Raw genomic sequence first — 25,893 nt, 5'->3', positions numbered from 1 at the left:
GCTAGAGCATGGCGGGGGGCTCAGCGGCCCACGTCCCGGTTCCCGAAGAGTGGCGTCGCCACGAGCAGCCACACCAGCCCCACGAGCAGGCAGGCGAGCAGCGGCGCGGCGCCCACGGCATTCCTGAGCGGCGACTCGGCCAGCGCGGCGTGCCAGGGGTTGAGCCACCCGGTGTCCTTGAGGGCCGTCACCTGCCCGGAGAGGGTGTGCACCACGACCAGCCCAATTCCCAGCCCCGCGCCCAGGGCAGAGGCGAGCCCCGGCTTTCCGGTCGCGGCCCCCACCGCCAGGGCGAGCGCCCCGAAGACCCAGGCGCCCAGCGTGTGCAGCGCCGCCGTCTCCAGCACCCGGGCGGCGGGCAGCGGGGCCTGGAAAAGCTGCCCGAAGACCCAGGTGCTCAGGAACAGCACGAACCCCAGGCCGAGCAGCAGCACGAGGAGCGCGAGCGCCCGCCCGGCCAGGAGCGCCCCGCGCGAGAGGGGCTGCGAGAGCGGCAGCTCCAGGTGCCCCCGCGCCTCCGCCCCCGCGATCAGCGCCGCGCCATTCAATCCCGCGAACACGCTGAGCAGGACCGGCATCAGGCTGAAGAGCCGCCCGCCCACGTACCCGGCAGGGCTGCTGAAGTCTTCCCCGAACAGGGAACGCAGCGCCTCGGGCAGGTTCTGGATCACCTGGCTGATCGCCGGATCGCCCTTGATGGAGGGGTAGAAGGCCAGGATCAGCAGCACGTACAGGGTGAGCCCGACGGCCCACCAGCCCAGCCCGCGCCGCGTGTCCCGCAGGGCCTGCCGAAACACCTCAAGCCACATGCGCTTCCTCCTGTCCCCGGACCCCGTTCCGGTGGTACTCGCCGAGGAAGGCTTCTTCCAGCGTCGCGTCCTGCACGCTCAGGGCCGCCAGCGACTCCGCCGCCAGCGCCCGCACCAGCCCGTCTGGAGTCCCCCGCCACGTCCCCCGGAAGTCCAGCCCGTCCGTCACAGCCTCCGACATGCCGGGCAAGGCTGTCAGGTTCACGCGCGGGGGCCTTGCAAACCTCACGTGGACCCGCTGCGGCAGGCTGGCCTTGAGGTCCGCGAGGCGTTCACTCCGCACCAATCGCCCCTGCCGGATCAGGCCCACCCGGTCGGCCACCCGCTCGACCTCGCTGAGCACGTGGCTGGAGAGGAAGACGGTGCGACCCTCGGCCCGGGCCTCGCGCAGCAGGTCGAGCACGGTCTCCTGGGCCAGCGGGTCCAGCCCGTCCGTCGGCTCGTCGAGGAGCAGCAGGTCGGGGCGGTGCATCAGGGCGAGGAGCAGCCCCACCTTCTGCCGGTTGCCCTTGCTGAGCGTGCCCAGGCGCCGGTGGGGCTCCAGGTCGAGGCGCCCGGCGACCTCCCGGGCGTACGCCAGGTCTATCCCGCCGCGCAGCCGGGCGCTGCGGTCCATCAGCTCCCCGGCGGTGAGGTCGCGCCCCAGGTGAACCTCGCCCGGCAGGTAGCCCACCCGGCGGTGGACCTCCACGCGGTCACGCCACACGTCCCGCCCGAAGATGCGCGCCTCGCCCGAGGTCGGCCTCAGGAAGCCCAGCAGCGTACGCAGGGTGGTCGTCTTGCCCGCCCCGTTCGGCCCCAGGAAGCCGTAGATCTCGCCCGGGGGCACCTCCAACTCCAGGGGGTGCAGGCCCCGGTCCCGGCCATACAGCTTGCTCAGCCCGCGAATGTCGAGTGCGTTCATGACTCGCCTCCCGTGCTGGCCCGCTCGGCGGCGTGCCAGCGCCTCAGAATGTCGGGGTAAAGCCGCAGCCACAGCGCGAAGAACTCCTCCATCTCGCGTAGCGGCCCGGGGTCGGCGCCGGGTGGGAGGATGCGCTGCCCCTCCACGGCGAGGTCGTGCAGAGTTCCGAGTCTGCGGTTGCCCTGCTCCATCAGGGTGGCCCAGGCGTGTGGCCGCATGCGGAAGCGGTCGGCCCGCTCGCCCGGACGCGGCGCCCGCTCGATCAGGCCCACCCGCGTGAGGTACGTGGTCCCCGTGCTGATGCCCGCCCGGCTCGCGTGGAGAAGCCCGGCCAGCTCGCTCGCCGTGTGCCCCTCGGGCGGCGCGATGAGCAGGGCGCCCAGCACCCGCCCCGCCACCCGCGGGATGCCGATGAATTCCAGCATCACCCCGGTCCGTTCGATAAAGAGCCCCCGCTCCTCCATATTCAGAGTGTACGCTCTTTTCAGAAATTTCTGAAAGAAGCAGCATGAGTGAGGCTTTATCCGCCCCGTCAGGAAGGGGAGGCGGCGGACCCGCTAGCCTGGGGGCGTGACACGCAAACCCACCGCCACCCGGCTGGCGTTGTCCCTGCTGGCGCTGAGCGCCCTTGCCCCCGCCCTCGCCCTCGCGGCGCAGAGTACGGCCAGCGAGACGCGGGTGCCGCCCGACCCCCTGGTGCTCGTGGGGGTCGCCCCGCAGGCCCTGCCGGGACAGCCCGGCGGCGCCGTGACCGGGGTGGTCGCCGTGCGGGGCCGCTTCAGCTCGCATGTCCGGCTGCTCGACCCGACGACGGGGGAGGCCCGCCGCGAGGTCTTCCTGCCGCCCGAGGTGCGGCTCGACGTGTCCCCGGCCCTCAGCGCGGACGGGAAATGGCTCGCGGTGGCCCTGACGCCCGACCCCTTCACCAAGGTGGGGCGGGTGGGCATTCTGAGCACCTACCCGACCACGGGGGGCGGCTTCCAGAAGGTGATCAGTGCGGGCGGCCTGACGGGCACCCTCTCGCTGGAGTTCAGCCCGGACGGGACGCGGCTGGCGGCGGGCAACCGCAGCGGCTACGCGCAACTGTGGGAGTGGGCCACCGGGCGCCGGGTCACGACCGTGCCGAGCGAGACCGGCTATGAGCCCGCCCGCCTGGAGTTCAGCCCCGACAGTCGCCTCTTCGCCCCGATCTTCCGCGCCCAGACGCGCACCCGCATCTTCGACGCCCGCAGCGGCGAGTTGCGCGCCACCCTGCGCGGGGTGGGCTACGGCCTCTTTACCCCCGACAGCCGGGGCCTGCTCGCCTCGCGCGGGCGGCTCGTCCTGCTGCCGGACGGCCAGGAGGCCCCCCCGCCCCCCTACCTCGCCGGGACGAACGGCGTGATCGGCTTCAGCGCGGACGGCACCCGTGTCCTCGTCCGGCGCACCGGCGTGGACGTGCAGGGCCGCGAGTGGCTGGAACTGCGCGAGGTGGCGACGGGCCGAACCCTCGGCGCCCTCACCCGCGTCTGGGACGGCTGGCCCGAGGCCCTGAGTCCCGACGGCACGACCCTCATCGGCGGCGACGGGGAGGGGGGGATTCGGCTGCTGCCGCTGGCGCCGAGGTGATGCGGCTTAGTGCTCTTGAGAAAGAAAAAGCGTGTGGGACGGCGTCTAAAGCTCCTCCCCCTTGAGGGGGGAGGTTGGGAGGGGGTGAACGGGCGCACCGTCCCAGAGCCAGTCCGAAGGTCTATGCCCACTTGTGGGAAGGGCAAGTGGCGTTGGTCACATGCCCCCTCACCCCGACCCTCTCCCACGCGGGGAGAGGGAGAATTGCACCTGGCCCCAACCCTCTAGCCCGCCCCCCGCCTGCCCCACCCCCGCGCCCTACGATGGCCCCATGACCGACCCCCGCGACGCCCACCTGCCCCTGAACCGCCAACGCCTGATCGCGCCCGGCCCGGTCGAGGTCGAGCCGCGCGTGCTGCTGGAACTCGCCCGCCCCCAGATGCACCACCGCGCGCCCGAGGGGGTCGAGGTGCTCATGGAGGCGCGGGCCAAGCTCACCCGGCTCCTGGGCGACCCCTACGACGCGGTCATCACCACGAGCAGCGGCACCGGGGCCTTCGAGGGGGCGCTGACCAGCCTCACGCCCGAGGGGGCGCGGGTCGTGAACGCGCAGGCCGGGAAGTTCAGCGAACGCTGGGGCGAGATGAGCCGCCGCCTGGGCTACGACACGACCATCGTGGCCCGGCCCTGGGGCGAATTGCTCGACCCGGAGGAGGTGGCGGACGCGGCGAAGGACGCCCACACCCTGCTCGTCACCCACTCCGAGACGAGTACCGGCGCCCTGCACGACCTCGCGGCCATCGTCGCGGCGGCGCGGGCGCAGAACCCCGACCTCATCGTGATCGCCGACTGCATCACCTCCTACGGGGTGGCGGAACTCCGGCCCGCCGCCTGGGGTGTGGACGCCGTCGTGAGCGGCAGCCAGAAGGGCACGGCCACGCCCCCCGGCCTGGGCTTCGTGCTGTTCAGCCCGGAGGTGCAGGAGCGGATGGTGCCCGCGACCGGGCGCGGCTTCTACCTCGACCTGACGCGCGAGCTGAGGGGGCAGAAGGCCGGAAACACGCCGCAGACCCCTGCCATCAACCTGATCTCCGCGCTGTCGCTCGCCCTCGACCGCCTCCTCGCCGTGCCGCTGGAAGTGCTGTGGGCCGAGAAGTGGCGGCAGGCGGACGCGCTGATGGCGGCCGGAAGGGCCCTCGGCGCCCCCGCCTGGGCGGCGCGCACCACGCCCGCCGTCGCGGTGCTGCGGCCCCCCGCTCCCCTCACCGGGCGGCAGGTCGCCTCGCGCCTCGCCGAGATGGGGCAGCGGGCCCTTCCCGGGCAGGCCCCCCACGAAGACGCTGTGTTCCGCGTCTCCACCCTGGGCTATGCCGACCGCTACGACGCCCTGGGGATCGCGGGGATGCTGGAGGACTGCTTCGAGAGCCTGGGCGTCCGCTTCGAGCGCGGCGCGGCGGTGCGGGCGGCCTGGGAGGCGCTGGGGGATAGCCGGGCGGAAAACGCGGTGGCGTCGAGCCTGGGCTGAGGGCTTCACGGGAGGCGGGCCATTCCACATTTGCGGCCTCCGGGTCCCGGGCGGTTCGTTAGGGTGAGCTGCGGGACGGGTCGTGTGGCCCGCCCACTCCCCGAACAGCCCGGAGGTCCCCATGAGGCGCTTCTCGTCTTTCCTGGCCCTGCTGACACTCTCCACCGCCCTCGCCCAGGGCACGCCCGCCGCCCCCGCCCCGACCCCGGCGAGCCTCGCCGCCGAGCGTGAACTCGTCCGGCGCGCCCTGAGCTTCGACTTCGGCCCCTCCGAGGTCGAGACGCGGCTGCTGGTCGGGCAACTCCCGCCCCAGCCGCTGGGGCCGCTGCCCGCCCTGCCCGGAAGTCGAGTGATCGGCAGCGTGCTGCGGACGAGCAGCGCCCCGGACTTTCCCACCTCGCAGAATGTCTACCTCGACAGCCCCGCCGCTCCCGCCCAGGTCGGCTCGGCGCTCCAGACTTCCCTGACGGCCCGGGGCTGGACGGCCTTTCCCCGTCAGGGCCTGCCCTTCGCCGGGACCGGGTTCCTGCCCCAGGAGCCCACCGATTTCCTCTCCTTCTACCGGCTGGAGGAAGGCGTGGCCCTCTACGCCTCCCTCCGGCGGGTGGGCAACGTGACGCAGGTGGGGCTCAACCTGAGCCGGAATCCGAACCTGCGGGACCAGGTGCGCTCGGAGGCGGGCGGCGGCTTTCCGCGCCCCGACCTGCCCGCGTTACGCCCGCCGGAAGGCACGAGCGTGCAACCCCGAGGGGTCGGCGGCGGCAGCGGCAGTTGGAACAGCGGCGCGGCGATCCAGTCCCCCCTCACGGCCACGGCGCTCCTCGACTTCTACGCCGCGCAGTTGAAGGCGGCGGGCTGGACCCCAATCACCCTCACGCCTCCCGGGCGGATCGTCACCAGCGTGTGGCGCTTCACCGACGAGGACAAGAACGAGGCGACCGGCGTGCTGACCCTGCGGGAGGACGCCCCTGGCCGCTACTCCGCGCAGCTTTCCAGCTTCCGGTTCTAGGCGGGGCCCTCACTCCAGCACGTCGATGCCCGCCTCGCGCGCCCGGGTGCGGGCCTCGCGGGCGCCCTCGCCGGTCACGCGCATCACGAAGCGGCGGCGGGGCTGGCCGCCCTGGTCGCGGTGGCCGTAGGTCGCCACGCTGATGATGTTGCTGGGCTGCGCGGCATCGGCGGCCCGCGCCAGGCTGCCGGGCTGGTCGGGCATGTCGAGGGTCAGGCGCACGCCGCCCTCCCTGAGCCCCATGATGTCGATAAAGGCGCGCAGCACGTCGGTGATCGTGATGATCCCGGTCATCTTCCCCGAGGCGTCCAGCACGGGCAGGCCGCCCACCCCGTACTCCTGCATCCGCAGCGCGGCGTCCTCCATGTGTTCGCTCTCGTCGGCGGTGATCACGGGGCGCGCCATCATCTCGCTGACCGTCAGCTTGCTCAGGAGGTAGTTCAGCTCCCACACGCTCAGGGTGGTCGCCTTGCTGGGCATCGCGTCCTTGAGATCCTTGCGGGTGGTGATGCCCACCAGCCGGTCCCCGTCCATCACGGGCAGGCGGCGGAAGCCCCGCTCCTTGAGGATCTTCAGGGCGTCCATCACGGGCGTGTCGGGCGTCACGGTGATGGGGTCCGGGGTCATCCAATCACTTACGAGCATGACTCAGCTTACCTTTCCGGCGGGGGAAAGAGGCTTCTGATCCCCCGCTGATGCGCGATGTGAGAAGACTGTGGACCTGTTCATTCGGCTCAGAAAGGGCCGTGCTAGCGTGCCGCCCATGAAGATGAACGCCAAGGCGCTCGCCCCCATCGCCCTCGTGGCCGCATTCGGCCTGGGGACGCTGGCCCCGCACGCCCAGACGACCCCCCAGAAGATCGGCTTCGTGAACGTGCAGGCCATCCTGAACGCGCAGGACGCCGGGAAGCAACTGGGCGACCTCCAGAAGAAGGCGGACGCTGAACTCGGCGATCTCCAGAAGCAGATTCAGGCCATCGACGCCAAGGGCACTGCGGCCACCGCCGCCGACAAGGACAAGCGCGCCCAGCTCGTCAGCACCTACCAGGCGCGCGGCAAGGCGTACAACGACCAGATGACGGCCCTCCAGCCCAAGCTCTCCGCTGCTGAGAAGGCCGCCGACGCGGCGATCAAGAGCGCGGCCACGGCCAACGGCTACAGCATCGTGATGGACAGCGGTGTGGCGGCCCAGGGTCTGGTCGTGTACGCGGACAACAGCACCGACCTGACGAGCGCGGCCCTCAAGGCCCTCAAGTAAGCCGGAGGCGGCCCGGGCTGGCCCCCGCCCCCCACGCGGGGGCCTCGCCTTGCCCGGCCTGCCCCGACGCAGAGAGGAGACCCATGAGAAAAGCATTCCTGATCCTGCCGCTCGCGCTGCTGACGACCGTGCCCCACGCCCAGCAGCGCAAGGGCCGCGTCGGCTTCGTGGACGTGCAGCGGGTCGTGGCGACCCTGCCCGGCAGCAGCGGCTACCTCAGCCTGAGCAAGAAGGTGGACGCCGACCTGGCGAAGAAGCAGGCGCGGATTCAGCAGCTCGCCGCCAAGGCCGCCGCCACCCGCAGCGCCGCCGACCAGCAGGCCCTGGGGCACGCGCAGCGCGATTTCCTGGCGACCCAGAAGGGCCACCAGAGCCGCCTGAGCACCGCGTTCGCACCCCTGGCAAGCAAGGTCAACGCCGCCGTTGCCAGCGCCGCGAAGAGCAACGGCTACTCGGTCGTGCTCGACCGCCGCATCGCGGCCCAGTCCCGGCTGGTCGTGTACGCCAACGCCCAGGCGACCGACCTCACCGCCGCCGTCATCAAGGCGCTGAAGAAGTAAGTTCGGTCGGACAATCAGGCCCACCCTCATCCCCGGGGGTGGGCCTGCTACGCTTCCCCGCATGACAGACGGCAACAGGGCTGGGGCAGAGGAGCGCGCGGGAACGGCCCGGGGCCAGATTTTCGGCGAGCAGGAGGAGCGCATCCTGGCCCGGCTCGCCGCCCTCGACCCCGACCTGATGCGGTATGTGCGCGACTTCGCCTACGACACCGTGTACGAGCGGCCCGGCCTGGACCTGAAGACCAAGGAACTCGTCGCCTCGGCCCTGCTGGTGTCGCTGGGCAGCCCGACGGAACTGCGGACTCACCTGCGCGGCGCCCTTCGCGCCGGGGCGACCGAGGCCGAGGTCCGCGAGGTGCTGCTCCTGTGCGTGCCGTACCTGGGTTTCCCCCGCGTGGTGGCCGCGTTCACCCAGCTTCAGGCGCTGCTCGACGCCCGGCAAGCGGGACAGGAAAAGACCCCCACCCGCGAGGAGTGAGGGCTCTGGTTTTGGCCGGTTTAGAACGTGGTCTTGATGCCGATGCGGGCCTTGAAGACGGTGCCCGGCTGAACGAAAAGGTCATCGAAGCCAGCGTAGCTGGGGTCACTGGTGGGGATGGAATCGTTGGTAGTACCGTCGCTGCTCCTGATGTTAATGGTGGACTTGAAGAACTGGTCAACTCCCAGGTCACCCACCAGGCTCAAGTTGCCCGTGAGGGGATAACTGACCATCACGCCCGCGCCAATGCCGAACTCATTGCTGGAGTAGGTCGTGGTGTCATCTTCGGAAGTGACGTTGCTGCGGAACATGCCGTAACGGCCACCAGCGTACAGGGTGGTACTCAGGCCGGGGCTCACTTCGCCCAAGTTGTAGGTGCCGTCTAAGCTGAAGATGGTGTGGCTTCCCGACTCAGTCGCACCGGAAATTCTCTTCAAGTCCCCGAAGGTGAGGTCTGCGTCCGTCCCTGAATTCGTGAGCTTAGCATTGTCATTAAGGGCGTCGCTTGGACGCGTCAGCGCTACGCCCGCCTTCACGCCGAAGGGGCCAGCCACGTTCGGCACGTGGACGAAGACTTCGCCGCTCAGGCCGTTGGCGTAGCCACCCGTCAGGCCCAGTTCGACGCCGTTCAGTCCGGCGGTCACCGGGGTGGCGGAGATCGTGGTGGTCGTGGTCTGGGCGCCCGCCGTAGCGAGGCCAGCGCAAAGGGTCAGGGCAAGAACCTTTTTCATATCGATTGGTAGCCTGACTCACCAAGATGAGCGGCCTACCTCATGAGACTCACTGCTGCTTTATAAACTGGACAGATCGGCGTCAGGTCCGGGGGTGCGGCGGGTGGCCCCACCGCGCCCGGGCTGCTAAACTTGAACCGAGTGTAATTCGACTTGTGGGGAAGGTTTGGGGCACCCAGAGCCATCACATCCGCCCCCGGCTTTACCCTGGAGGAGCCATGAAGATTCTGACCCTGGTACGCCAAGTGCCCGACGCGGAAGCGCGCGTGAAGATCAACGCCCAGCAGGTGGACCTGGAGGGCGCGACCCTCGTGATCGACGGGATGGACGAGTACGGCGTGGAGGAAGCCCTGCGCCTGCGCGAGGGCGGCGCGAATGTCGAGGAGATCGTCGCCCTGGCCGTCGGCCCCAAGCGAGTGGAGGACGCCCTGCGAACCGCCCTGGCGATGGGCGTGGACCGCGCCATCCACGTCGAGACCGACGAGAAGCTCGATCCCATCGCCTTGAGCCGTATTGTCGCGCAGGTGGCGCAGGCAGAGGGCGTGGGCCTCGTTCTGGTCGGCGGGCAGGAGGCGGACTGGGACAGCCAGGCGCTGGGCGCCGCGACCGCCGAGCGCCTGGGCTGGCCGCAACTGACCTGGACGAACGAGCTGAAGGTCGAGGGGGACACCCTGACCGGCCGCCACGACGTGGACGACGGCAACGAGAGCTTCCGCGCCCCTCTTCCCGCCGTGGTCACCACCCAGCAGGGCCTGAACGAGCCGCGTTACCCGACCCTCCCCAACATCATGAAGGCCAAGCGCAAGGAACTCCGCAAGGATGACCTCGCCACGTACGGCGTGCAGCCCCGCGTCCGGGTCGTGAACAGCGAGATCCAGACCCGCGCCCGCCTGAACCGGATGATTGACGGCAAGGACCCGCAGGCCGCCGCCCAGCAACTCCTCGACCTCCTGCGGAACGAAGCGAAGGTGATTGCATGATCCTGATCGTCGCCGAACACGCGGGCGGACAGCTCGCCAAGTCCACCCTCGAAATGGTCACTGCCGCCCGCGCCGTGCTGGAAAGTGGGGGGGGCCGTGAGGGGCCGGTCACCATCCTCGTCCTGGGCCAGAACGTCGCGGAGGTCGCCAACGCCGCCGCCGCCGTCGCGGATCAGGTTCTCGTCGCGGACCTCCCCGGGCTCGCCACCTACAACGCCGAGGTCTGGGCCGCCGCGACCGCCCAGATCGCGCAGGAGGGCGAGGCTTCAGTCGTCATCATCGGCGGGAGCCGCTCGGGCCGCGAGTACGCGCCGCGCGTGGCGGTCAAGCTCGACGCCCCCTACCTGGAGGACGCCATCGCCCTGAAGGCGAACGGGCAGGCCCTTCAGGCCCAGCGGTACACCTACCTCGCCCGCGTGACCGAGACGGTCGAGGCCGAGGCGCCCGTCATCGTCGTGACGGTGAAGCCCGGCTCCTTCGCCCCGGCTGCCCCCGCCCCCGCCGCGGGCGAGCAGTACGACGTGGAACTCGACCTGCCCGCCCCCCGCGTCGAGGTGACGGGCCGCAGCGTCGAGAAGAGCAGCCGCGTCGCGCTGACCGAGGCGGACGTGATCGTGACCGGCGGGCGCGGCGTGGGCAGCCCCGAGAACTTCGCCACCTACGTCGAGGGCCTGGCCGACCGCCTGGGCGCTGGTGTCGGCGCGACCCGCGCGGTCGTGGACGCGGGCTGGCGGCCCTACGCCGAGCAGGTGGGGCAGACCGGCAAGACCGTGCAGCCCAAGGCCTATGTCGCGCTGGGTGTCAGCGGCGCCGTGCAGCACCTCTCGGGCATGGGCAAGAGCAAGTACATCGTGGCGATCAACAAGGACGCCGAGGCGCCGATCTTCAAGGTCGCCGACTACGGCATCGTGGGCGACGTGAACCAGATCGTGCCCGCGCTCATCGAGGCTGCGCGCAAGTAGGTTCGGGCTTTGCGGACCGCTTGCCCCCGGGGGTGGGCGGTTTTTCTGTTGACGGGGCGGCATTCCTGTGTAGACTGTGCCCGTCTTTTCAATACAGCGCGGGACCCGGCGGGACGTTCCGGTGCCGTGGCCGCGACCCCCAAGGAGACCTGCATGAAGCCCACGCCCCTTGCCGCCGCCGCCCTCACCCTGACGCTTGCCGCCTGTGGGCAGACCCCCACCCCCGGCTCGCTGACTGCCGACTACGCCACCCGCCCCGAGCTTCAGGACGCGGGGAGCCAGGCGATTCTCTCCCGCTACGGCGACGACCCCGGCCTGCTCGCCGCCCTTCAGGAGGCGTACGGGGAACGCCCGGCGGACCTGGGCCTCCCCGCCGCCCCGACCCTGACCGGGCTGGACCTGGCCTCGGATCGCCTGGCCTATATCAAGCGCGTGGGCTGGGGCACAGTGCCTGCCTACAACGCCGAGTATGCCAACCAGGCCGCCGTCAACACGGTCTACCCCGGCCTCGACTGGACGCGCGACGGCTGTAGCGCCCCCGACGGCCTGGGCCTGGGCTACCGCGAGGACTTCCGGCCCGCCTGCAACGTCCATGACTTCGCCTACCGCAACCTCAAGGTCTATGAGCGCACGAGCGCCAACCGCCAGACGAGCGACAGCGCCTTTTACACCAACATGAAGACGATCTGCGCGGCCAAGAGCTGGTACGCCCGCCCCGCCTGCTACAGCGCGGCCTACGCCTACTACGAGGGCGTGCGAATCGGCGGAAGCAGCAGCTTCTAGGAGACAGGCAGTTCGGGGGCCTGAAAGGGAATACAGGCCCCAGTCCGGACCAACTGGAAAGCGAGAACGCCCCGGGCTTGTCTCTCAACGAAGGCCAGCCCGCTTGAGCCCCCGCCTTCTGACCCTCTCCCCCCGTGGGAGAGGGCCTGGCGCAGCCAGGGGTGAGGGGGCGCCCAAGCGGCGACCCCGGCCCATCAGAGCAACTTCCAGAACTGGGACGACGTGGGGAGAAAAGCCAGGGAACTCCCCCTCGACTTGCCGGGGGGAGCGGAGTGAGTGATCTCAGCCCCCGCTCAGGCCTGTTCGCCCTCCAGGGGATGCACGTCGATGGTGGGGTGGCGCTTTTCGAAGCGAACGCTCAGCACTCCGGCATTCAGGGTCGCCTGTCCGGTCTGCGGGACGACGGGCTCGGGAAAGGCGAGGGTGCGGGTAAAGGTGCCGCCGGGCCGCTCGGCGCGCAGGACGTGATCGGGCAGGTCGCGGCGCCCGGCCACGGTCACGCTGTCGCCCTCCTCGTGCAGTTCCAGGCTGTCGGGGTCAACACCGGGCACGTCGAGCAGCAGCCGCAGGTGGGTGCCCTCGTCCAGCCAGTCGGCGGGCGGGGTCCAGGGGCCGGCCGTGCCCAGCGACTCCACCTCCTCCCGCAGGGCCATCAGGTGTTGCAGGCGGGCAAGAACCGGCTCGTTCATGCCGTCCAAACTACCACCACTTCCTGGGTGCCGGATCAGGAAAAAGTACAGGTCGGGGGCAGAAGGCCACCCCCACCCTAGAATCCCCCCGTGACGGTCATCCCCATCCTCACCGCCCCCACGGCGGCGGGCAAGACGGCGCTCGCGCTGGACCTGGCGCGGCACTTTCCGCTGGAGATCGTGGCGGCGGACGCCTTCACCGTGTACCGGGGACTGGACATCGGGACGGCCAAGCCCGCGCCCGCCGAGCGGGGGGCCGTGCCCCATCACCTGCTCGACGTGGCCGACGTGACCGAGGACTACGACGTGGCCCGCTACGCGCGGGAGGCCGAGGCCGCCACCGCGGACGTGCTCGCGCGGGGGCGGCTGCCGCTGATCGTGGGGGGCACGGGCTTCTACCTGTCGGCCCTGATCCGCGGCCTGCCGCAGACACCCCCCGCCGACCCGGGCGTGCGCGCGGGGGTGGAGGCCGACCTCGCCGCGCGCGGCCTGGACGCCCTGCTCGCCGAGGTGGAGGCCCGCAGCCCCGCCGAGGCGACCCGGCTGGAGCGCAACCCCCGCCGGGTCGTGCGGGCGCTGGAGGTCTACCGCCGCACGGGCCGCTTTCCGGGCGAGTTCGGGTACAGCCCCCCCGCCTTCACCTACCGCGTCTTCGCCTTCAGCCACCCCTGGCCCGAGCTGGAGGCCCGCATCGCCGCCCGGGTGGACGCCATGCTGGGGGCGGGCTGGCCGGAGGAGGCCGACTGGCTCGCCCGCCGGGTGCCCCCCGACCAGGAACCGCGCCCGACCGCCTGGCAGGCCCTGGGCTACCGGGAGGCGCTCGCCCTCTGGCGGGGCACCCTGACGCGCGAGGAGGCTGCCCGCCGCATCACCCTGGCGACCCGGCAGTACGCCAAACGGCAGCTCACCTGGGCGCGGACGCAACTCGGCGCGTCCGGCTCATCCCCCGGGGAAGCCCGGGAGGCCCTGGCCCGGTGGCTCACCGGCTCGGCGCACGGCTGAGCCTGGAGGCCCGGGTTGGTCACCGCCCATTCCCACCTGGTGCGGCTCCATGCATTCTTCACGTTCGACCTGCCTACGCAAGCGGGCGTCAGGGGGCGGGCCGCGACCCGTTACACTGTGGGCCGAGCACTTCCGCCAACGCGCTCCCGCGAGGAGTTGGGGACTTTGAGGGGCGCGCCGTCATGGACCCCGCCGGGTCCAGTCATCTCGCCTTCCGGCGATGCTCAGGAGGGACCGACATGAAGCCACGTGTACTCGGCATGATCCTCGCGGGCGGGCAGGGCACCCGGCTCGCCCCGCTGACCGTCAAGCGCTCCAAGCCCGCTGTGCCCTTCGGGAGCAAGTACCGCATCATCGACTTTGCGATCAACAACTTCATCAACTCGGGCGTCTTCTCGATCTACGTCCTCACCCAGTACAAGGCGCAGAGCCTGACCGAGCACATCCAGCGTGGCTGGCGCTTCGGCACCTTCCTGAGCGACTACTTCATCACCCTGGTGCCCGCCCAGATGTACCGCTACGAGGAACTGGGCGCCGTGTGGTACCGCGGCACCGCCGACGCCGTGTACCAGAACCTGCATCTGGTCGACAACTTCGACGCCGATTACGTCGCCATCTTCAGCGGCGACCATATCTACAAGATGAACGTCGAGCACATGCTCCAGTCGCACGTGGACTCGCGGGCCGACGTGACCATCGCCGCCTACCCCATGCCGCGCACGCAGGCCCACCAGTTCGGCGTGATGCAGGTGGACAACCGCTGGCGCGTGACCGAGTTCCTCGAAAAACCCAAGGACCCGCCCGGCACCCCCGAGGACCCGGACACCAGCCTGACGAGCATGGGGAATTACATCTTTTCCCGCCGCGCCCTGGAGGAATTGCTGCACACCTCCATCAGCGGTCAGGAGGACGGCTTCGACTTCGGCCACAACGTCATCCCGCGCGCCCTGTCGGACGGCTACCACGTGCAGGCGTACGACTTCCACAAGAACCCCATTCCCGGCCAGACTGGCCCCAACCTCTACTGGCGCGACGTGGGGACGCTCGACGCCTACTTCGAGGCCAGCCTCGACCTGGTCAGCGTGAACCCCGAGTTCGACATCTACAACCCCGCGTGGCCGCTGCGCACCAGCAGCGAGTTCTCCCCGCCCGCCAAGTTCGTCCACGAGGCCGAGGGGCGCAAGGGCCAGGCCTTCAACTCCATCATGGCCGGGGGCACGATCATCAGCGGCGGCACGGTCCGCGACTCGGTGCTGGGCCGAAACGTCCGCACCCACTCGTATTCCCTCGTCGAGAGCTGCATCCTGTTCGACGATGTGGAGGTCGGGCGCCACTCGCACCTGCGCCGGGTGATCGTGGACAAGAACGTGACCATCCCCCCCGGCATCAAGATCGGCCACAACCACGAGGAGGACCGCGGACGCGGCTTCACGGTCACGGAGAACGGCGTGGTGGTGGTGCCGAAGAGCTACACGTTCTGAACAAGCAGGGAGTGGGAAGTGGGGAGTGGTCAGTAGTTGAAAAAGAGGAAGGTGGGCCGCCGCAATCGGCTTGGCTCACCTTCCTCTTTTCCCACTTCCTACACCCCACTCCCCACTGACCGCTACACCAGCACCGGCTCCACGTACTCCCCGTACACCCGCTTCAGCGTGTCCATCTGCTCGCCCAGCGTGGCGTAGGCGTGGGCGCACTCCAGGAAGGCGGGCATGGTGTTGGCGCCCGTCACGGCGGCGTCACGCAGCGCGTCCAGGGCGGCCTGAGCCCGCTTGGGATCGCGTTCCCGGCGCACCTGGGCGAGCCTGGCCTCCTGCACCCGCTCCACCTCCGGGTCGATAAGCTGGATGGGCACCTCCACCGCGTCCTGCACGAACTCGTTCACGCCGACGATAATGCGGTCCTTGGTCTCCACCTCGCGCTGGTAGCGGTAGGCGGCCTCGGCCATCTCCAGTTGGAAGAAGCCCGACTCGATCCCGGCCTCCACCCCGCCCAGCGCGCGAATCTGCTCGATGTAGCCCATCGCGGCGGCCTCGATGTCATTCGTCAGCTTCTCGACGTAGTAGCTGCCCGCCAGCGGGTCGATCACGCCCGCTACGCCCGTCTCGTAGGCGATGATCTGCTGCGTCCGCAGGGCGATGGTCGCGGCCTCCTCGGTGGGCAGGGCCAGCGCCTCGTCGAAGGCGTCGGTGTGCAGGCTCTGGGTGCCGCCCAGCACGGCGGCGAGCGCCTGGATAGCGACCCGGGCGATGTTGTTCAGCGGCTGCTGGGCGGGGAGGCTGACCCCGGCGGTCTGCGAGTGCGTCCGCAGCATCCACGACTTCGGGTTCTTCGCCCCGTAGCGGCCTTGCATCTGCCGCGCCCAGATGCGGCGGGCGGCGCGCAGCTTGGCGATCTCCTCGAAGAAGTCGTTGTGGATGTCCCAGAAGAACGAGATGCGCGGCGCGAACTCGTCGATGTCCAGCCCCCGCTCCAGCGCCTTTTCGACGTAATGGAAGCCGTCCGCCAGCGTGAAGGCGAGTTCCTGCACGCCCGTCGCCCCCGCCTCGCGGATGTGGTAGCCGCTCACCGAGATGAAGTTCCACTTCGGAACAACCTTCGGGCCCCATTCGAAGGTGTCGATCACCAGCTTCACGCTCGGAGAAGGCGGGTAGATGAATTCCTTCTGCGCGATGAACTCTTTCAGAATGTCGTTCTGGATCGTGCCGCCGATCTTGGTGAGGTCCTTGCCCTGCTTCTGCGCGTTGGCGATGTACATGGCCCAGATCGCGTTCGCCGGGGAGTTGATCGTCATGGAGGTCGTGACCTTTTCAGGGTCGATGCCCTGAAAGAGGATTTCCATGTCCGCCAGGCTGCTCACCGCCACGCCGCACTTGCCGACCTCACCCTTGGAGAAGGGGTGGTCGGAGTCGTAGCCCATCAGGGTGGGGAGGTCGAAGGCGGTCGAGAGGCCGGTCTGACCGGCCCGCAGCAGAGCGTGGAAGCGTTCGTTCGTCTGCTCGGCGCTCCCGAAGCCCGCGAACATCCGCATGGTCCAGAGCTTGCCCCGGTACACGCTGGTCTGCACGCCGCGCGTGTACGGGAACTCGCCCGGGTAACCCAGGTCCCGCTCGGCGTCCCAGTCCTTCAGGTCGTCCGCCGTGTAGATCGGCTCGGGCTCCATGTCGGACAGGTTCTTGAAGTTGTACTTGCGCTCGGGAAACTTCTGCGTGGCGGGGAGGTAGACGCTTCTCATCCACTCGTTCTTGGTCTTCATGGGGCACCTCAGCCGGGGCGGGAACGAACGCTCGTTAGGTTGGGGACAGGGTAGCAGAAGGTGGGGGTCAGGTTGGGTGGCTAGGCTGGGAGGATGAAGGCTCTTTTCCTCGGCCTGGCCCTGCTCGCCGCCGCTCAGGCCACCCCGGCGCCGTCGGGGCTGCTCAGGGTGGAAGCTCACGGGCACTCCAACCGCTGGACGTTCGACGCGGCTCCCGGAGCACTGGTGGCGAAGCTGGACGGTGCGGAGGTGTGGCGAAGGACGGGTCCGTTCGCCCAGCCGACTGGGCTCGACGTGCAGATTGCACCGGGCCGAGTGATCTTGATGAGCACGGACGCCAAAACGTCCCGAGTGTTTTTGACCGCCTACGACTTGGAGACGGGGCGCCCGCTCTGGCTCAACAAGGTGTACGACGGGTACGCTGAGGCGATGGCGGGTGTGCGGGGAATCAGCGGTTACACCCTCCTCGTCCAGGGCAGCAGTGGAGAACCCTCCTTCGGCAAAGTGTTCGGTGTGTCGCTGACGACTGGTAAAACCCTTTGGACAGCCCGGCAGGATGTGGTGGGGTTTGACGACGACGAGGTGTTGGTCCTCGACTACGGTGTGGGCTCCCCGATGAACATTCCCCACCTGCTGCCACTCGTTCGCGTCCAGAGCGCGACGGGTCAGCAGACGAAGTTCACCCTGACGTTGCCGACCCGCCCGGGGTGTGGAGAGATGAATTATCAGGGCAGCATCCCCGACCTGCGCTTTACCAACCGCTACCTCTACGCCCTTCGCCAGGATGCGTGTGGCAAGTTCATCGTCCGCTTTCCCTGGCAGGGCGACATCCATACGGCCATGGTCTACCCGGACCGCCGGGGGCCCTTCCCGGCCAACCCACCCGCAGGTCGATGAGTTCAAGCGTGACCCTCACCTGACCCCAACCCCGCCCATATCTGCTAAAATTCTCTTTTGGGTGTCCCGCCCACGTGAGCAGTTGTGCGGCGGGCTTTTTCATGCAGAGCCAGCATCCGCCCCTCGCCTTCCCGGAGTTCCCGGCGGGCGTCACCGGGCGGGGGAGAGGAAAGAAGTATGGAGTACCGCAACATCGCCATCATCGCGCACGTCGACCACGGCAAGACCACGCTGGTGGACGGCCTCTTGAAGCAGACCCTGAAACTCGGCCACGGCGAGGAGATCGCCGAGCGGGCGATGGACAGCAACGACCTGGAAAAGGAACGCGGCATCACCATCCTCGCCAAGAACACGGCGGTCGAGTATGGGGGCGTCAAGATCAACATCGTGGACACGCCCGGCCACGCGGATTTCGGCGGCGAGGTCGAGCGCGTGCTCGGTATGGTGGACGGCGCGCTCGTCCTCGTGGACGCGGCGGAGGGGCCGATGCCCCAGACCCGCTTCGTGCTGCGCAAGGCCATCGAGCTGGGCCTCAAGCCCATCGTGGTGATCAACAAGATCGACCGAGGTGACGCCCGCCCCGAGGAGGTCGTCAACCTCACCTTCGACCTGATGGCCGAACTCGGCGCGAACGACGACCAGCTCGACTTCCCGATCCTGTACGCCATCGCGCGCGAGGGCAAGGCGTTTAGGGACCTCGACAACCCGCAGCCCGACATGCACGAGCTGTTCGAGATGGTGCTGGAACACATCCCCGCGCCGAAGGTCGATCTGGACGCGCCCTTCCAGATGCTCGTGACCAACCTCGACTACTCCGAGTACCTGGGCCGCATCGTGCTGGGGCGGGTGCAGCGCGGCAAGGTCCGCAAGGGCGAGTTCGTCCAGCTCATCCACAAGGACGGCACAATGACGAAGACGCGCGTGGTGCAGACCTTCACCCACCTGGGCCTGCGCCGCATCGAGGTGGACGAGGTGGGTGCCGGGGACATCGTGGCGCTCGCCGGGATCGAGGACGCGCAGATCGGCGAGACGGTGGCCGACCTCGCCGACCCCGAGGCGCTGCCCGTCATCACGGTGGACGAGCCGACCGTCTCGATGGTCTTTCAGCCCAACACCTCGCCCTTCGCGGGCAAGGAGGGCAAGTACGTCACCTCCCGCCACCTCAACGACCGCCTCAAGCGCGAGGTCATGACGAACGTGTCCCTGCGGGTCGAGGAGATTCGGCCCGACGAGTTCAAGGTCTCGGGCCGCGGGGAGCTGCACCTCTCCATCCTGCTCGAAACCATGCGCCGCGAGGGCTACGAGGTGCAGGTGGGCGCCCCGCAGGTCATCACCCGCGAGATTGACGGCGTGAAGCACGAGCCGATAGAGCACCTCGTGATCGACGTGCCGGAGCAGTTCGCCTCCACCGTGATCGGCGTTCTCGGCGGGCGCAAGGGCCAGATGGTGAACATGGAGCCGCAGGGCAGCCGCGTCCGGGTGGAGTTCAAGATCCCCTCCCGCGCGCTCTTCGGCTTCCGCACCCAGTTCCTCTCGATGACCCAGGGCGAGGGCATCATGAGCCACATCTTCGACGGGTACGCGCCGTGGGCCGGGGAGCTCAAGACCCGCCAGAACGGCTCGCTCGTCAGCATGGAGGACGGCCCCGCCTTCGCGTACTCCATCTTCAAGTTGCAGGACCGCGGCACCTTCTTCATCGACGCGGGCACGGAAGTGTACGTGGGCATGATCGTCGGTGAGAACGCCCGCGAGCAGGACATGAACGTGAATGTCTGCAAGAACAAGAAGCTCACGAACATCCGCTCGGCGGGCGCCGACGAGGCCCTGACGCTGATCCCCCCGCGCCGCCTGAGCCTGGAAGACGCCCTGGAGTACATCGCCGAGGACGAGCTGGTGGAGCTGACGCCCCAGAGCATCCGGCTGCGGAAGAAGATTCTGAACCCCAGCTTCCGCAAGTAATCGCCGCCCGCCAGGGCCGAGCGAAGCGAAAAGACCCCCGGGCTGCCCCGGGGGTTTCCCGCTGACCAGGGGTGGGAGGGGCCGGAGCCATGTGCCTTTCGGCCCCTCCACCTTTTGGCGGAAACTTTCGCCCGCCCGGGGGCGTAAGGTGGGGCATGTTCGAGTTCGCGGGGGCAGCGCATCGCCGGGAAGAGCCGCTATGGAAGCGTTGAGTGCGTTGGCGGGCATGGTGGGCTGGGTGGTCCATCCGCTGGCGGCGATGGCGCTGGCCTTCTGGGGATCGGTCATCTTCTCGCGGCGGGGCCGGATGTGGCAGCCTGTGGCGCTGGCGGCGGGATTGATCGTGCTGCTGGCGGTGCTGGGCGCGAGTTGGGTCGTTCACCCGGCGGCAGGAATGCTGCTCGGCTTCTTCGGCTCGCGGGCCTTCCACCAGTGGCAGCGCCGCTGGCCTGGGCTGCTGGCGGGCCTGATCGCGGGTCTGTTCTTCATGGCCCTGGGCGCGGGGTGGCTGGTCTTCCCGCTGTTCGTCATGGGGATCGTCTGGGTGTCCACGGCGGGATGGACGGCCCAGAGTGGGCGGGCGGTGGAGGAGGCCCAGGCCGCGCCCCAGGCCCTGCCCGAGCAGGGGGGCGGCCTGCCGGTGGGCGGCTTCTCCGGGGGTTGGGCCGACCGGGTCGAGGCCCGCGCCGCGCGCCGCGAGGCCCGGCGGCAGGCCAAGCGGCTCCGAAGGATGGAGCGCGAGGCGGAGGTCAGCGCCCCGCCCCCAGCCCCGGCCCCCGCTCCTTCCCTAGCCGCCTTCACCCGCGACGAGCGCCTGCCGGGGGAGGCCCGCGCGCAACTCGCGGCCCTGGACCTGCGGACCCGCGAGGCCCTGACCCACCTGGAGGCCCTGGGCCAGCAGGGGAGCGAGGCCGCCTACCTTGCCCGCGCCGTGCGGGACGAGTACGCGCCGACCGCCGTGCAGGCGTACCTGAAGCTCCCGCCCACGCTGGCAAACAGCCAACCGCTCGAAGGCGGCAAGACGGGCCGCGACCTGCTGCGCGAGCAACTCGACCTCCTGCTGAACGCCGTGCAGGACATCCTGGGCACCGCCCTGCGCTCGGGCGGGCAGGAGCTGCTGACCCACCAGCGGTTTCTGGAGGAAAAGTTCCGCAAGCCGCAGCGCGGCGATCTGGAGGTGTAGGGGGGCGCACGGCCCGCCTGTGTGGACAGGGGACAGTCGCCCCCTTGGTTTTCAAGGGTCTGCTCCCTATCTTGACCTTGGAACTCGGGACTATGACCAGACCCACCCCTGCCACCCTCCAGACCCCGGCCCCTTTTCCCGGCGACCTCCGCACCGCCTCGCTGCTGCTGGCGGCGGAGGTGGTGCTGGCCCACCTTCATCCCCGGGCGTCGCTGCGGCTGGTCCGGGTGGACCTGAAGGAGTCACCCGGCGTGACCTACGCGCTCGCTCCTGACCCGCAGGCCCTGGTCCTGAACCGCGGGCTGCGGGAGGAGGTCGCGCTCGTCGCGCTGGCAGGGGAGGCGATGGCCCGGCTGCTGGGGGTGACCCCCGGGGAGGGGAATCCCGAGCGCAATGCCCGAATCCTGCTCGCCTCCGCCACCCGCGATCCCGAGGAACTGGAGGTGCTGGACGCGCAACTCACGGTGCTGGAGGCCCGTGCCCGCGCCCTGCTGCGCCGCTCCTGGGCCGAGGTGGAGGTGGTGGCCGCGGGGCTGCGGGAACACGGGACGCTGGACGCCCAGGCCGTCGCCCACCGGATCGCCTGCGCCCAGGGTATCCGGGGCACGCTGCTGAACTGACGGGGCTTTCACCCGGTCTCATGCCAGCCGGGCCGTCTGGAAACGAGCATCTGGGGAAATCCTGTTCAGGCAAGGCTCCTCTGCCCGAACTGGGGGAATCCTGCCTGGAACAGTCGGGATTGTAAGCCAATCCTTATTTTGCGGGCTGGGTTACCTTCGCCGCCTCCCGCCCGGTTCACCCTGCGGGCAGGAGGCCGAGCCATGAACGACATGCGGAACATGCAGGGCGAGGGGCAGAAGAGCGTCGTCAGCCGTTGTGGGGCGACGAACTGCCGCTACAACGAGAACGAGCAATGCATGGCGGGGCAGATCGAGGTCAACTTCAGCGGGCAGATGGCCCAATGCCTGACCTTCAGCCCGGAAGACCAGATGGGCGACACCCAGACGGTGGGCGAGGGCGCGCATTGACAGCCCATGGTGTGGATGAGGGGGCCGGGCATTCGTAGCTCGGCCCGCTTTCCGTTCACAACACCAGGACCCCGTGGTGCTTGGCCTGCTCCTGTGGCTCCACATGGATGGTAACGTGGGCGCCCGGTGTCTCGGCCTGGAGGGCTTCCTCCAACCGGTCGCAGATCGCGTGGGCCTGGGTGACCGTCATTTCCCCCGGCACGACGAGGTGGAACTCGATAAAGGTGAGGCGCCCGGCGTGCCGGGTCCGAAGGTCATGCATCTCCAGGGCACCCTCGGCGTGTTCGCTCATGGCGTGGCGAATGCGGGCCTCGGTGGTGGGGTCTACGCTGGCGTCCATCAGGCCGCCCACACTCTCGCGGATCAGGCCCCAGCCGCTCCACAGAATGTTCACGGCGACCAGGAGCGCAAGCGCCGGGTCGAGCCACGAGAGCCCCGTCACCCGGGCGAGCAGCACCCCGGCGACCACGCCCACGCTCGTCACCACGTCGGTCAGGATATGCCGCCCGTCCGCCAGCAGGGCCGGTGACCGCGCCGCCCTCCCCGCCCGCAGCAGCACGGCGGCCCACACGCCGTTGAGCGCACTCGCCCCCACGTTCACCAGCAACCCGGCCCAGGGCGCCTCGACGGGCCGGGGATGGAGGAGGACCGGCCAGGCCTCGCGGGCAATACTGGCCGCCGCCAATACGATGAGCACACCCTCGGCCACGGCGCTGAAGTACTCGGCTTTGGTGTGTCCATAGGGGTGATTCGCGTCGGCGGGCCGGGCCGCGACCCGCAGGGCGATCAGGGCCGCCAGCGCCGCCGCCACGTTGATGATGCTCTCCAGCGCGTCCGAGTACAGGGCCACGCTACCCGTCAGCAGGTAGGCGAGAAACTTCAGGCCCAGCACGACGGCGGCCACCACCACGCTGCCCAGGGCAATGCTCGTCGTGCGTTCCATAGGGGCGAGGCTAACAGGGTTAGGCGTGGCGAAAGGCGGCACCGGGAAGGGGACAGCCCGGATGCACATTACGCCAGTGACATAACCCCCCCTGCTAGAATCCCCCGGTGACCACCGTGCCGGACCTGCCCGATTCCCCCCTGCTGTCCCAGCTCAACCCCAACCAGGCGCAGGCCGCCAACCACCACACCGGCCCCGCCCTGGTGATCGCGGGGGCGGGCAGCGGCAAGACGCGCACCCTCGTCTACCGCATCGCCCACCTGATCCGGCACTACGGGGCCGACCCCGGCGAGATCCTGGCCGTCACCTTCACCAACAAGGCCGCCGCCGAGATGCGCGAGCGCGCTCAGCACCTCGTCCAGGGGGCCGACCGGCTGTGGATGAGCACCTTCCACTCGGCGGGCGTCCGCATCCTGCGGGCCTACGGCGAGCATATCGGCCTGCGGCGCGGCTTCGTCATCTACGACGACGACGACCAGATGGACCTTCTCAAGGAGATCATGGGGTCCATCCCCGGCATCGGCCCGGACACCAACCCCCGCGTGCTGCGCGGCATCCTCGACCGGGCCAAGAGCAACCTGCTCACGCCCGCCGACCTCGACCGCAATCCCGAGCCCTTCATCAGCGGCCTGCCGCGTGAGGCCGCCGCCGAGGCCTACCGCCGCTATGAGGCCCGCAAGAAGGGCCAGAACGCGATTGATTTCGGTGACTTGATTACGGAAACGGTGCGGCTCTTTAAGGAAGTTCCGGGCGTCCTCGACCGGGTGCAGGACCGGGCAAAGTTTATTCATGTGGACGAGTATCAGGATACGAACAAGGCGCAGTATGAGTTGACGCGGCTGCTTGCAAGCCGGGACCGTAATTTATTGGTCGTTGGGGACCCCGATCAGTGTCTCCCGCCCGGCACGCTGATCTGCACGCCGAACGGGGAGCGACCCATCGAGGAGATCGCGGAGGGGGACCTCGTGTGCGGGACGGGTGGGGGAGAGACCCTGATCCCTGCCCGCGTCACCCATGTCAAACGGGGGCACTCGGCCGGACCGCTCTGGAAAGTCTCAGCGGGTGGGCGCACCCTGCGGGGCACGCCCCACCATGTCGTCCTGGCGCGGCACGAGCCGATGGCGGGGCAGTGGTACGTGTACCTGATGTACCGCGAGGACCGGGGCTACCGGATCGGCCTCACCGTGGGGGCGCGGCAGAACAGCGAGGGCAAGCCCGACTACGGCTACCGGGTGCGGCTGAATCAGGAGAACGGCGACAAGGTGTGGGTGCTGCGTGTCTGCGACTCCCGTGCCGACGCCGCCTACTGGGAGGCGCTGTACGCCGCGCGCTACGGCCTGCCCACCGCCCTCTTTCATGGCGTGGGCCGCAGCTTGGCCCTCAGCGAGCCGCACCTCGCCCGGCTGTTCTCCGAGCTGGATACGGCGAGCGCCGCGGGGCGGCTGATGGCCGACCTGCACCTCCACCCGGAGTTTCCCCACCACCGCCCCCAGAACGGCCTGCGGCGTCAGAGCGTGAACCTGATCATGTACTCGGATCATCGGAGCGGGCTGGTCGGTTATCACCGCATCCAGTGGAGCAGCAACCGGGCGGACGTGGCCGAACGCCTGACTCAGGCAGGGCATCCCGTCCGCACCAATGGGCGCGGCGGCTACCGCCTGGAGGTCAGCCGCAAGGACTACACCGGGGCTCTGGAGTACGCGCGGCAGGTGGCGCGTGACGGTGGGCTAGAGCTGCAACGGAAGGCTCTGGTCGATGGGCAAATGTACGCCTTCCTGCCCCTCTCGCACTTACATCCGGGTATGCGGCTCCTCGTTCACGAAAACGGCCAACTGCGTGAGGCAGCCGTGGAGAGTATCGCCCAGGAGGTCCACGAAGGTCCCGTCTACGATCTGACTGTTTCGCCGACTCATTCTTACGTTGCCAACGGAGTTCTCGTTCACAACAGTATTTACAAGTTCCGTGGCGCCGACATTCAGAACATCCTCGACTTCCAGAAAGATTACCCGGATGCCAAGGTCTACATGCTCGAACATAACTACCGTTCGAGTGCCCGCGTCCTCGGCCTCGCCAACAAACTCATCGAGAACAACTCCGAGCGGCTGGAGAAGACGCTGCGGCCCGTCAAGGAGGAGGGGCACCCCGTCCTCTTCCACCGGGCGACGGACCACCGTTCGGAGGGCGACTTCGTGGCCGAGTGGCTGACGCGGCTGCACGCCGAGGGGATGAAGTTCTCGGATATGGCGATCCTGTACCGCACGAACGCGCAGTCCCGCGTGATCGAGGAGTCGCTGCGGCGGGTGCAGATTCCGGCCAAGATCGTGGGCGGCGTGGGCTTCTACGACCGCCGCGAGATCAGGGACATCCTCGCCTACGCCCGGCTCGCCATCAACCCCGACGACGACGTGGCGCTGCGGCGCATCATCGGGCGGCCCCGGCGCGGGATCGGGGACACGGCGCTGGAGAGGCTGATGGAGTGGGCGCGGGTGAACGGCACCTCCATCCTGACCGCCTGCGCACACGCCGTCGACCGGAACATCCTCGACCGGGGCGGGCAGAAGCCCGTCGAGTTCGCGGGGCTGATGCAGGCCATGAGCGAGGCCGCCGACAACTACGAGCCCGGCCCCTTCCTGCGCTACGTGATCGAGACGAGCGGCTATCTCGACCTGCTGCGTCAGGAAGGACAGGAGGGCCAGGTCCGCATGGAGAACCTGGAAGAACTCGTCAACGCGGCCGAGGAATGGTCGCAGACGAACAAGGGCACCATTCAGGATTTCCTGGACGACGCCGCGCTCCTCTCCAGCGTGGACGACATGCGCGCCAAGCAGGAAAACCGCGACGTGCCGGAGGACGCCGTGACCCTCATGACCCTGCACAACGCCAAGGGCCTCGAATTCCCCGCCGTGTTCATCGTCGGCACCGAAGAAGGCCTACTCCCCAGCAAGAACGCCCTGATCGAGCCGGGCGGCATCGAGGAGGAGCGGCGCCTCTTCTATGTGGGCATCACCCGGGCGATGGAGCGCCTCTTCCTGACCGCCGCGCAAAACCGGATGCAGTACGGCAAGACGCTCGCCACCGAGGACAGCCGCTTTCTGGAGGAGATCGAGGGCGGCTTCGACGCGGTGGACGCCTACGGGCAGGTCATCGACTACCGCCAGAAGAGCTGGAAGGACTACCGCCCGACTGCCCCGGCCCGGCCCGCCGTCAAGAACACCAGCCCCATGACGGAGGGCATGGCCTACCGGGGCGGCGAGAAGGTCACGCACCCCAAGTTCGGGGAGGGGCAGGTGTTGGCGGTGGCAGGGGTCGGCGACCGGCAGGAGGTCACCGTCCACTTCCCGACAGCGGGGACCAAGAAGCTGCTCGTGAAGTTCGCCAATCTGACGAGGGTGTAG

25 protein-coding genes are annotated in these 25,893 nt (G+C 69.2%); 17 read left to right on the top strand and 8 right to left on the bottom strand.

Annotated features, from left to right (window positions below; translation table 11 throughout):
* Nucleotides 1–20: 20 nt before the first annotated feature.
* Genes DAERI_RS05615 through DAERI_RS05605 form a run of 3 tightly spaced genes read right to left on the bottom strand, consistent with a single transcriptional unit; the run spans nt 21 to nt 2,177 of the window.
* Nucleotides 21–809 (bottom strand): ABC transporter permease subunit, encoded by a 789-nt coding sequence (locus DAERI_RS05615; RefSeq protein WP_103128447.1) that lies wholly within the window; start codon nt 807–809, stop codon nt 21–23.
* Complete coding sequence (locus tag DAERI_RS05610) at nt 799–1,713, bottom strand: ABC transporter ATP-binding protein (protein WP_103128446.1); 915 nt, start codon at nt 1,711–1,713, stop codon at nt 799–801. The genes DAERI_RS05615 and DAERI_RS05610 overlap by 11 nt, the downstream gene beginning before the upstream one ends.
* Nucleotides 1,710–2,177, bottom strand: a complete 468-nt coding sequence (locus DAERI_RS05605; protein WP_103128445.1) for a GbsR/MarR family transcriptional regulator — start codon at nt 2,175–2,177, stop codon at nt 1,710–1,712. Before DAERI_RS05605 ends, DAERI_RS05610 begins: the two co-directional genes overlap by 4 nt.
* A 106-nt stretch (nt 2,178–2,283) precedes the next feature.
* Here DAERI_RS05605 and DAERI_RS05600 point away from each other — a divergent pair, with 106 nt between their 5' ends.
* From DAERI_RS05600 to DAERI_RS05590, 3 genes are all read left to right on the top strand, one after another.
* Nucleotides 2,284–3,321 carry a WD40 repeat domain-containing protein gene (locus tag DAERI_RS05600; protein WP_103128444.1) on the top strand — a complete coding sequence of 346 codons (1,038 nt, stop codon included), beginning with the start codon at nt 2,284–2,286 and terminating at the stop codon, nt 3,319–3,321.
* Between the two features lie 271 nt (nt 3,322–3,592).
* On the top strand, nt 3,593–4,786 hold the full coding sequence (locus DAERI_RS05595; RefSeq protein ID WP_103128443.1) for an aminotransferase class V-fold PLP-dependent enzyme: 1,194 nt from the start codon (nt 3,593–3,595) through the stop codon (nt 4,784–4,786).
* Between the two features lie 121 nt (nt 4,787–4,907).
* Complete coding sequence (locus tag DAERI_RS05590; RefSeq protein ID WP_103128442.1) at nt 4,908–5,795, top strand: hypothetical protein; 888 nt, start codon at nt 4,908–4,910, stop codon at nt 5,793–5,795.
* A gap of 9 nt (nt 5,796–5,804) precedes the next feature.
* Here DAERI_RS05590 and DAERI_RS05585 read toward each other — a convergent pair whose 3' ends face one another.
* Entirely contained in the window at nt 5,805–6,440 is a 636-nt protein-coding gene (locus tag DAERI_RS05585; protein ID WP_103128441.1) for a CBS and ACT domain-containing protein, read from the bottom strand.
* Nucleotides 6,441–6,558: 118 nt separating this feature from the next.
* Here DAERI_RS05585 and DAERI_RS05580 point away from each other — a divergent pair, with 118 nt between their 5' ends.
* The 3 genes from DAERI_RS05580 (at nt 6,559) to DAERI_RS05570 (ending at nt 8,091) form a co-directional block, all read left to right on the top strand.
* Complete coding sequence (locus DAERI_RS05580) at nt 6,559–7,053, top strand: OmpH family outer membrane protein (RefSeq protein WP_103128440.1); 495 nt, start codon at nt 6,559–6,561, stop codon at nt 7,051–7,053.
* 83 nt (nt 7,054–7,136) lie between these two features.
* Entirely contained in the window at nt 7,137–7,613 is a 477-nt protein-coding gene (locus tag DAERI_RS05575) for an OmpH/Skp family outer membrane protein (protein WP_103128439.1), read from the top strand.
* 61 nt (nt 7,614–7,674) lie between these two features.
* A complete protein-coding gene (locus tag DAERI_RS05570; protein WP_103128438.1) occupies nt 7,675–8,091 on the top strand; it encodes a carboxymuconolactone decarboxylase family protein in 417 nt (138 codons plus the stop codon).
* Nucleotides 8,092–8,111: 20 nt separating this feature from the next.
* On the opposite strand, the gene DAERI_RS05565 is transcribed toward DAERI_RS05570, so the two are convergent.
* Nucleotides 8,112–8,822, bottom strand: a complete 711-nt coding sequence (locus DAERI_RS05565; protein ID WP_103128437.1) for a hypothetical protein — start codon at nt 8,820–8,822, stop codon at nt 8,112–8,114.
* 218 nt (nt 8,823–9,040) lie between these two features.
* Here DAERI_RS05565 and DAERI_RS05560 point away from each other — a divergent pair, with 218 nt between their 5' ends.
* The 3 genes from DAERI_RS05560 to DAERI_RS05550 all read left to right on the top strand — a co-directional run bounded on the left by DAERI_RS05560 (nt 9,041) and on the right by DAERI_RS05550 (nt 11,547).
* Entirely contained in the window at nt 9,041–9,802 is a 762-nt protein-coding gene (locus DAERI_RS05560) for an electron transfer flavoprotein subunit beta/FixA family protein (RefSeq protein WP_103128436.1), read from the top strand.
* Nucleotides 9,799–10,764, top strand: a complete 966-nt coding sequence (locus DAERI_RS05555) for an electron transfer flavoprotein subunit alpha/FixB family protein (RefSeq protein ID WP_103128435.1) — start codon at nt 9,799–9,801, stop codon at nt 10,762–10,764. Before DAERI_RS05560 ends, DAERI_RS05555 begins: the two co-directional genes overlap by 4 nt.
* 153 nt (nt 10,765–10,917) lie before the next feature.
* Nucleotides 10,918–11,547 (top strand): phospholipase A2, encoded by a 630-nt coding sequence (locus DAERI_RS05550; RefSeq protein ID WP_103128434.1) that lies wholly within the window; start codon nt 10,918–10,920, stop codon nt 11,545–11,547.
* A gap of 293 nt (nt 11,548–11,840) precedes the next feature.
* Here DAERI_RS05550 and DAERI_RS05545 read toward each other — a convergent pair whose 3' ends face one another.
* A complete protein-coding gene (locus tag DAERI_RS05545) occupies nt 11,841–12,236 on the bottom strand; it encodes an Hsp20/alpha crystallin family protein (RefSeq protein WP_103128433.1) in 396 nt (131 codons plus the stop codon).
* A gap of 90 nt (nt 12,237–12,326) precedes the next feature.
* On the opposite strand from DAERI_RS05545, the gene miaA reads away from it, so the two are divergent.
* Both miaA and glgC read left to right on the top strand, forming a co-directional pair.
* Nucleotides 12,327–13,238, top strand: a complete 912-nt coding sequence (miaA, locus tag DAERI_RS05540; RefSeq protein ID WP_103128432.1) for a tRNA (adenosine(37)-N6)-dimethylallyltransferase MiaA — start codon at nt 12,327–12,329, stop codon at nt 13,236–13,238.
* A gap of 239 nt (nt 13,239–13,477) precedes the next feature.
* Nucleotides 13,478–14,719, top strand: a complete 1,242-nt coding sequence (glgC, locus tag DAERI_RS05535; RefSeq protein ID WP_103128431.1) for a glucose-1-phosphate adenylyltransferase — start codon at nt 13,478–13,480, stop codon at nt 14,717–14,719.
* 122 nt (nt 14,720–14,841) lie between these two features.
* On the opposite strand, the gene DAERI_RS05530 is transcribed toward glgC, so the two are convergent.
* Nucleotides 14,842–16,488: a methylmalonyl-CoA mutase family protein gene (locus DAERI_RS05530; protein WP_103128430.1), complete on the bottom strand. Its 1,647-nt coding sequence runs from the start codon at nt 16,486–16,488 to the stop codon at nt 14,842–14,844.
* Between the two features lie 93 nt (nt 16,489–16,581).
* Between DAERI_RS05530 and DAERI_RS05525 the strand changes: the two genes are divergently transcribed.
* From DAERI_RS05525 to DAERI_RS05505, 5 genes are all read left to right on the top strand, one after another.
* Entirely contained in the window at nt 16,582–17,385 is an 804-nt protein-coding gene (locus DAERI_RS05525) for a PQQ-binding-like beta-propeller repeat protein (protein WP_103128429.1), read from the top strand.
* 177 nt (nt 17,386–17,562) lie between these two features.
* The gene (gene typA, locus DAERI_RS05520) at nt 17,563–19,344 is read left to right on the top strand and encodes a translational GTPase TypA (protein ID WP_103128428.1); all 1,782 of its coding nucleotides are present in this window, start codon (nt 17,563–17,565) and stop codon (nt 19,342–19,344) included.
* A 199-nt stretch (nt 19,345–19,543) separates the two neighbouring features.
* Complete coding sequence (locus DAERI_RS05515; protein WP_103128427.1) at nt 19,544–20,527, top strand: hypothetical protein; 984 nt, start codon at nt 19,544–19,546, stop codon at nt 20,525–20,527.
* Nucleotides 20,528–20,619: 92 nt separating this feature from the next.
* Nucleotides 20,620–21,147: a hypothetical protein gene (locus DAERI_RS05510; protein ID WP_103128426.1), complete on the top strand. Its 528-nt coding sequence runs from the start codon at nt 20,620–20,622 to the stop codon at nt 21,145–21,147.
* A 201-nt stretch (nt 21,148–21,348) separates the two neighbouring features.
* Entirely contained in the window at nt 21,349–21,555 is a 207-nt protein-coding gene (locus DAERI_RS05505) for a DUF1540 domain-containing protein (RefSeq protein WP_103128425.1), read from the top strand.
* A gap of 55 nt (nt 21,556–21,610) precedes the next feature.
* Here DAERI_RS05505 and mntE read toward each other — a convergent pair whose 3' ends face one another.
* Complete coding sequence (mntE, locus tag DAERI_RS05500) at nt 21,611–22,498, bottom strand: manganese efflux transporter MntE (protein ID WP_103128424.1); 888 nt, start codon at nt 22,496–22,498, stop codon at nt 21,611–21,613.
* A 107-nt stretch (nt 22,499–22,605) separates the two neighbouring features.
* Between mntE and DAERI_RS05495 the strand changes: the two genes are divergently transcribed.
* Entirely contained in the window at nt 22,606–25,893 is a 3,288-nt protein-coding gene (locus DAERI_RS05495; protein WP_165794084.1) for a UvrD-helicase domain-containing protein, read from the top strand.

Source organism: Deinococcus aerius (assembly GCF_002897375.1).
Taxonomy (GTDB): domain Bacteria; phylum Deinococcota; class Deinococci; order Deinococcales; family Deinococcaceae; genus Deinococcus; species Deinococcus aerius.
This window is presented reverse-complemented; position numbering and strand designations above follow the sequence as displayed.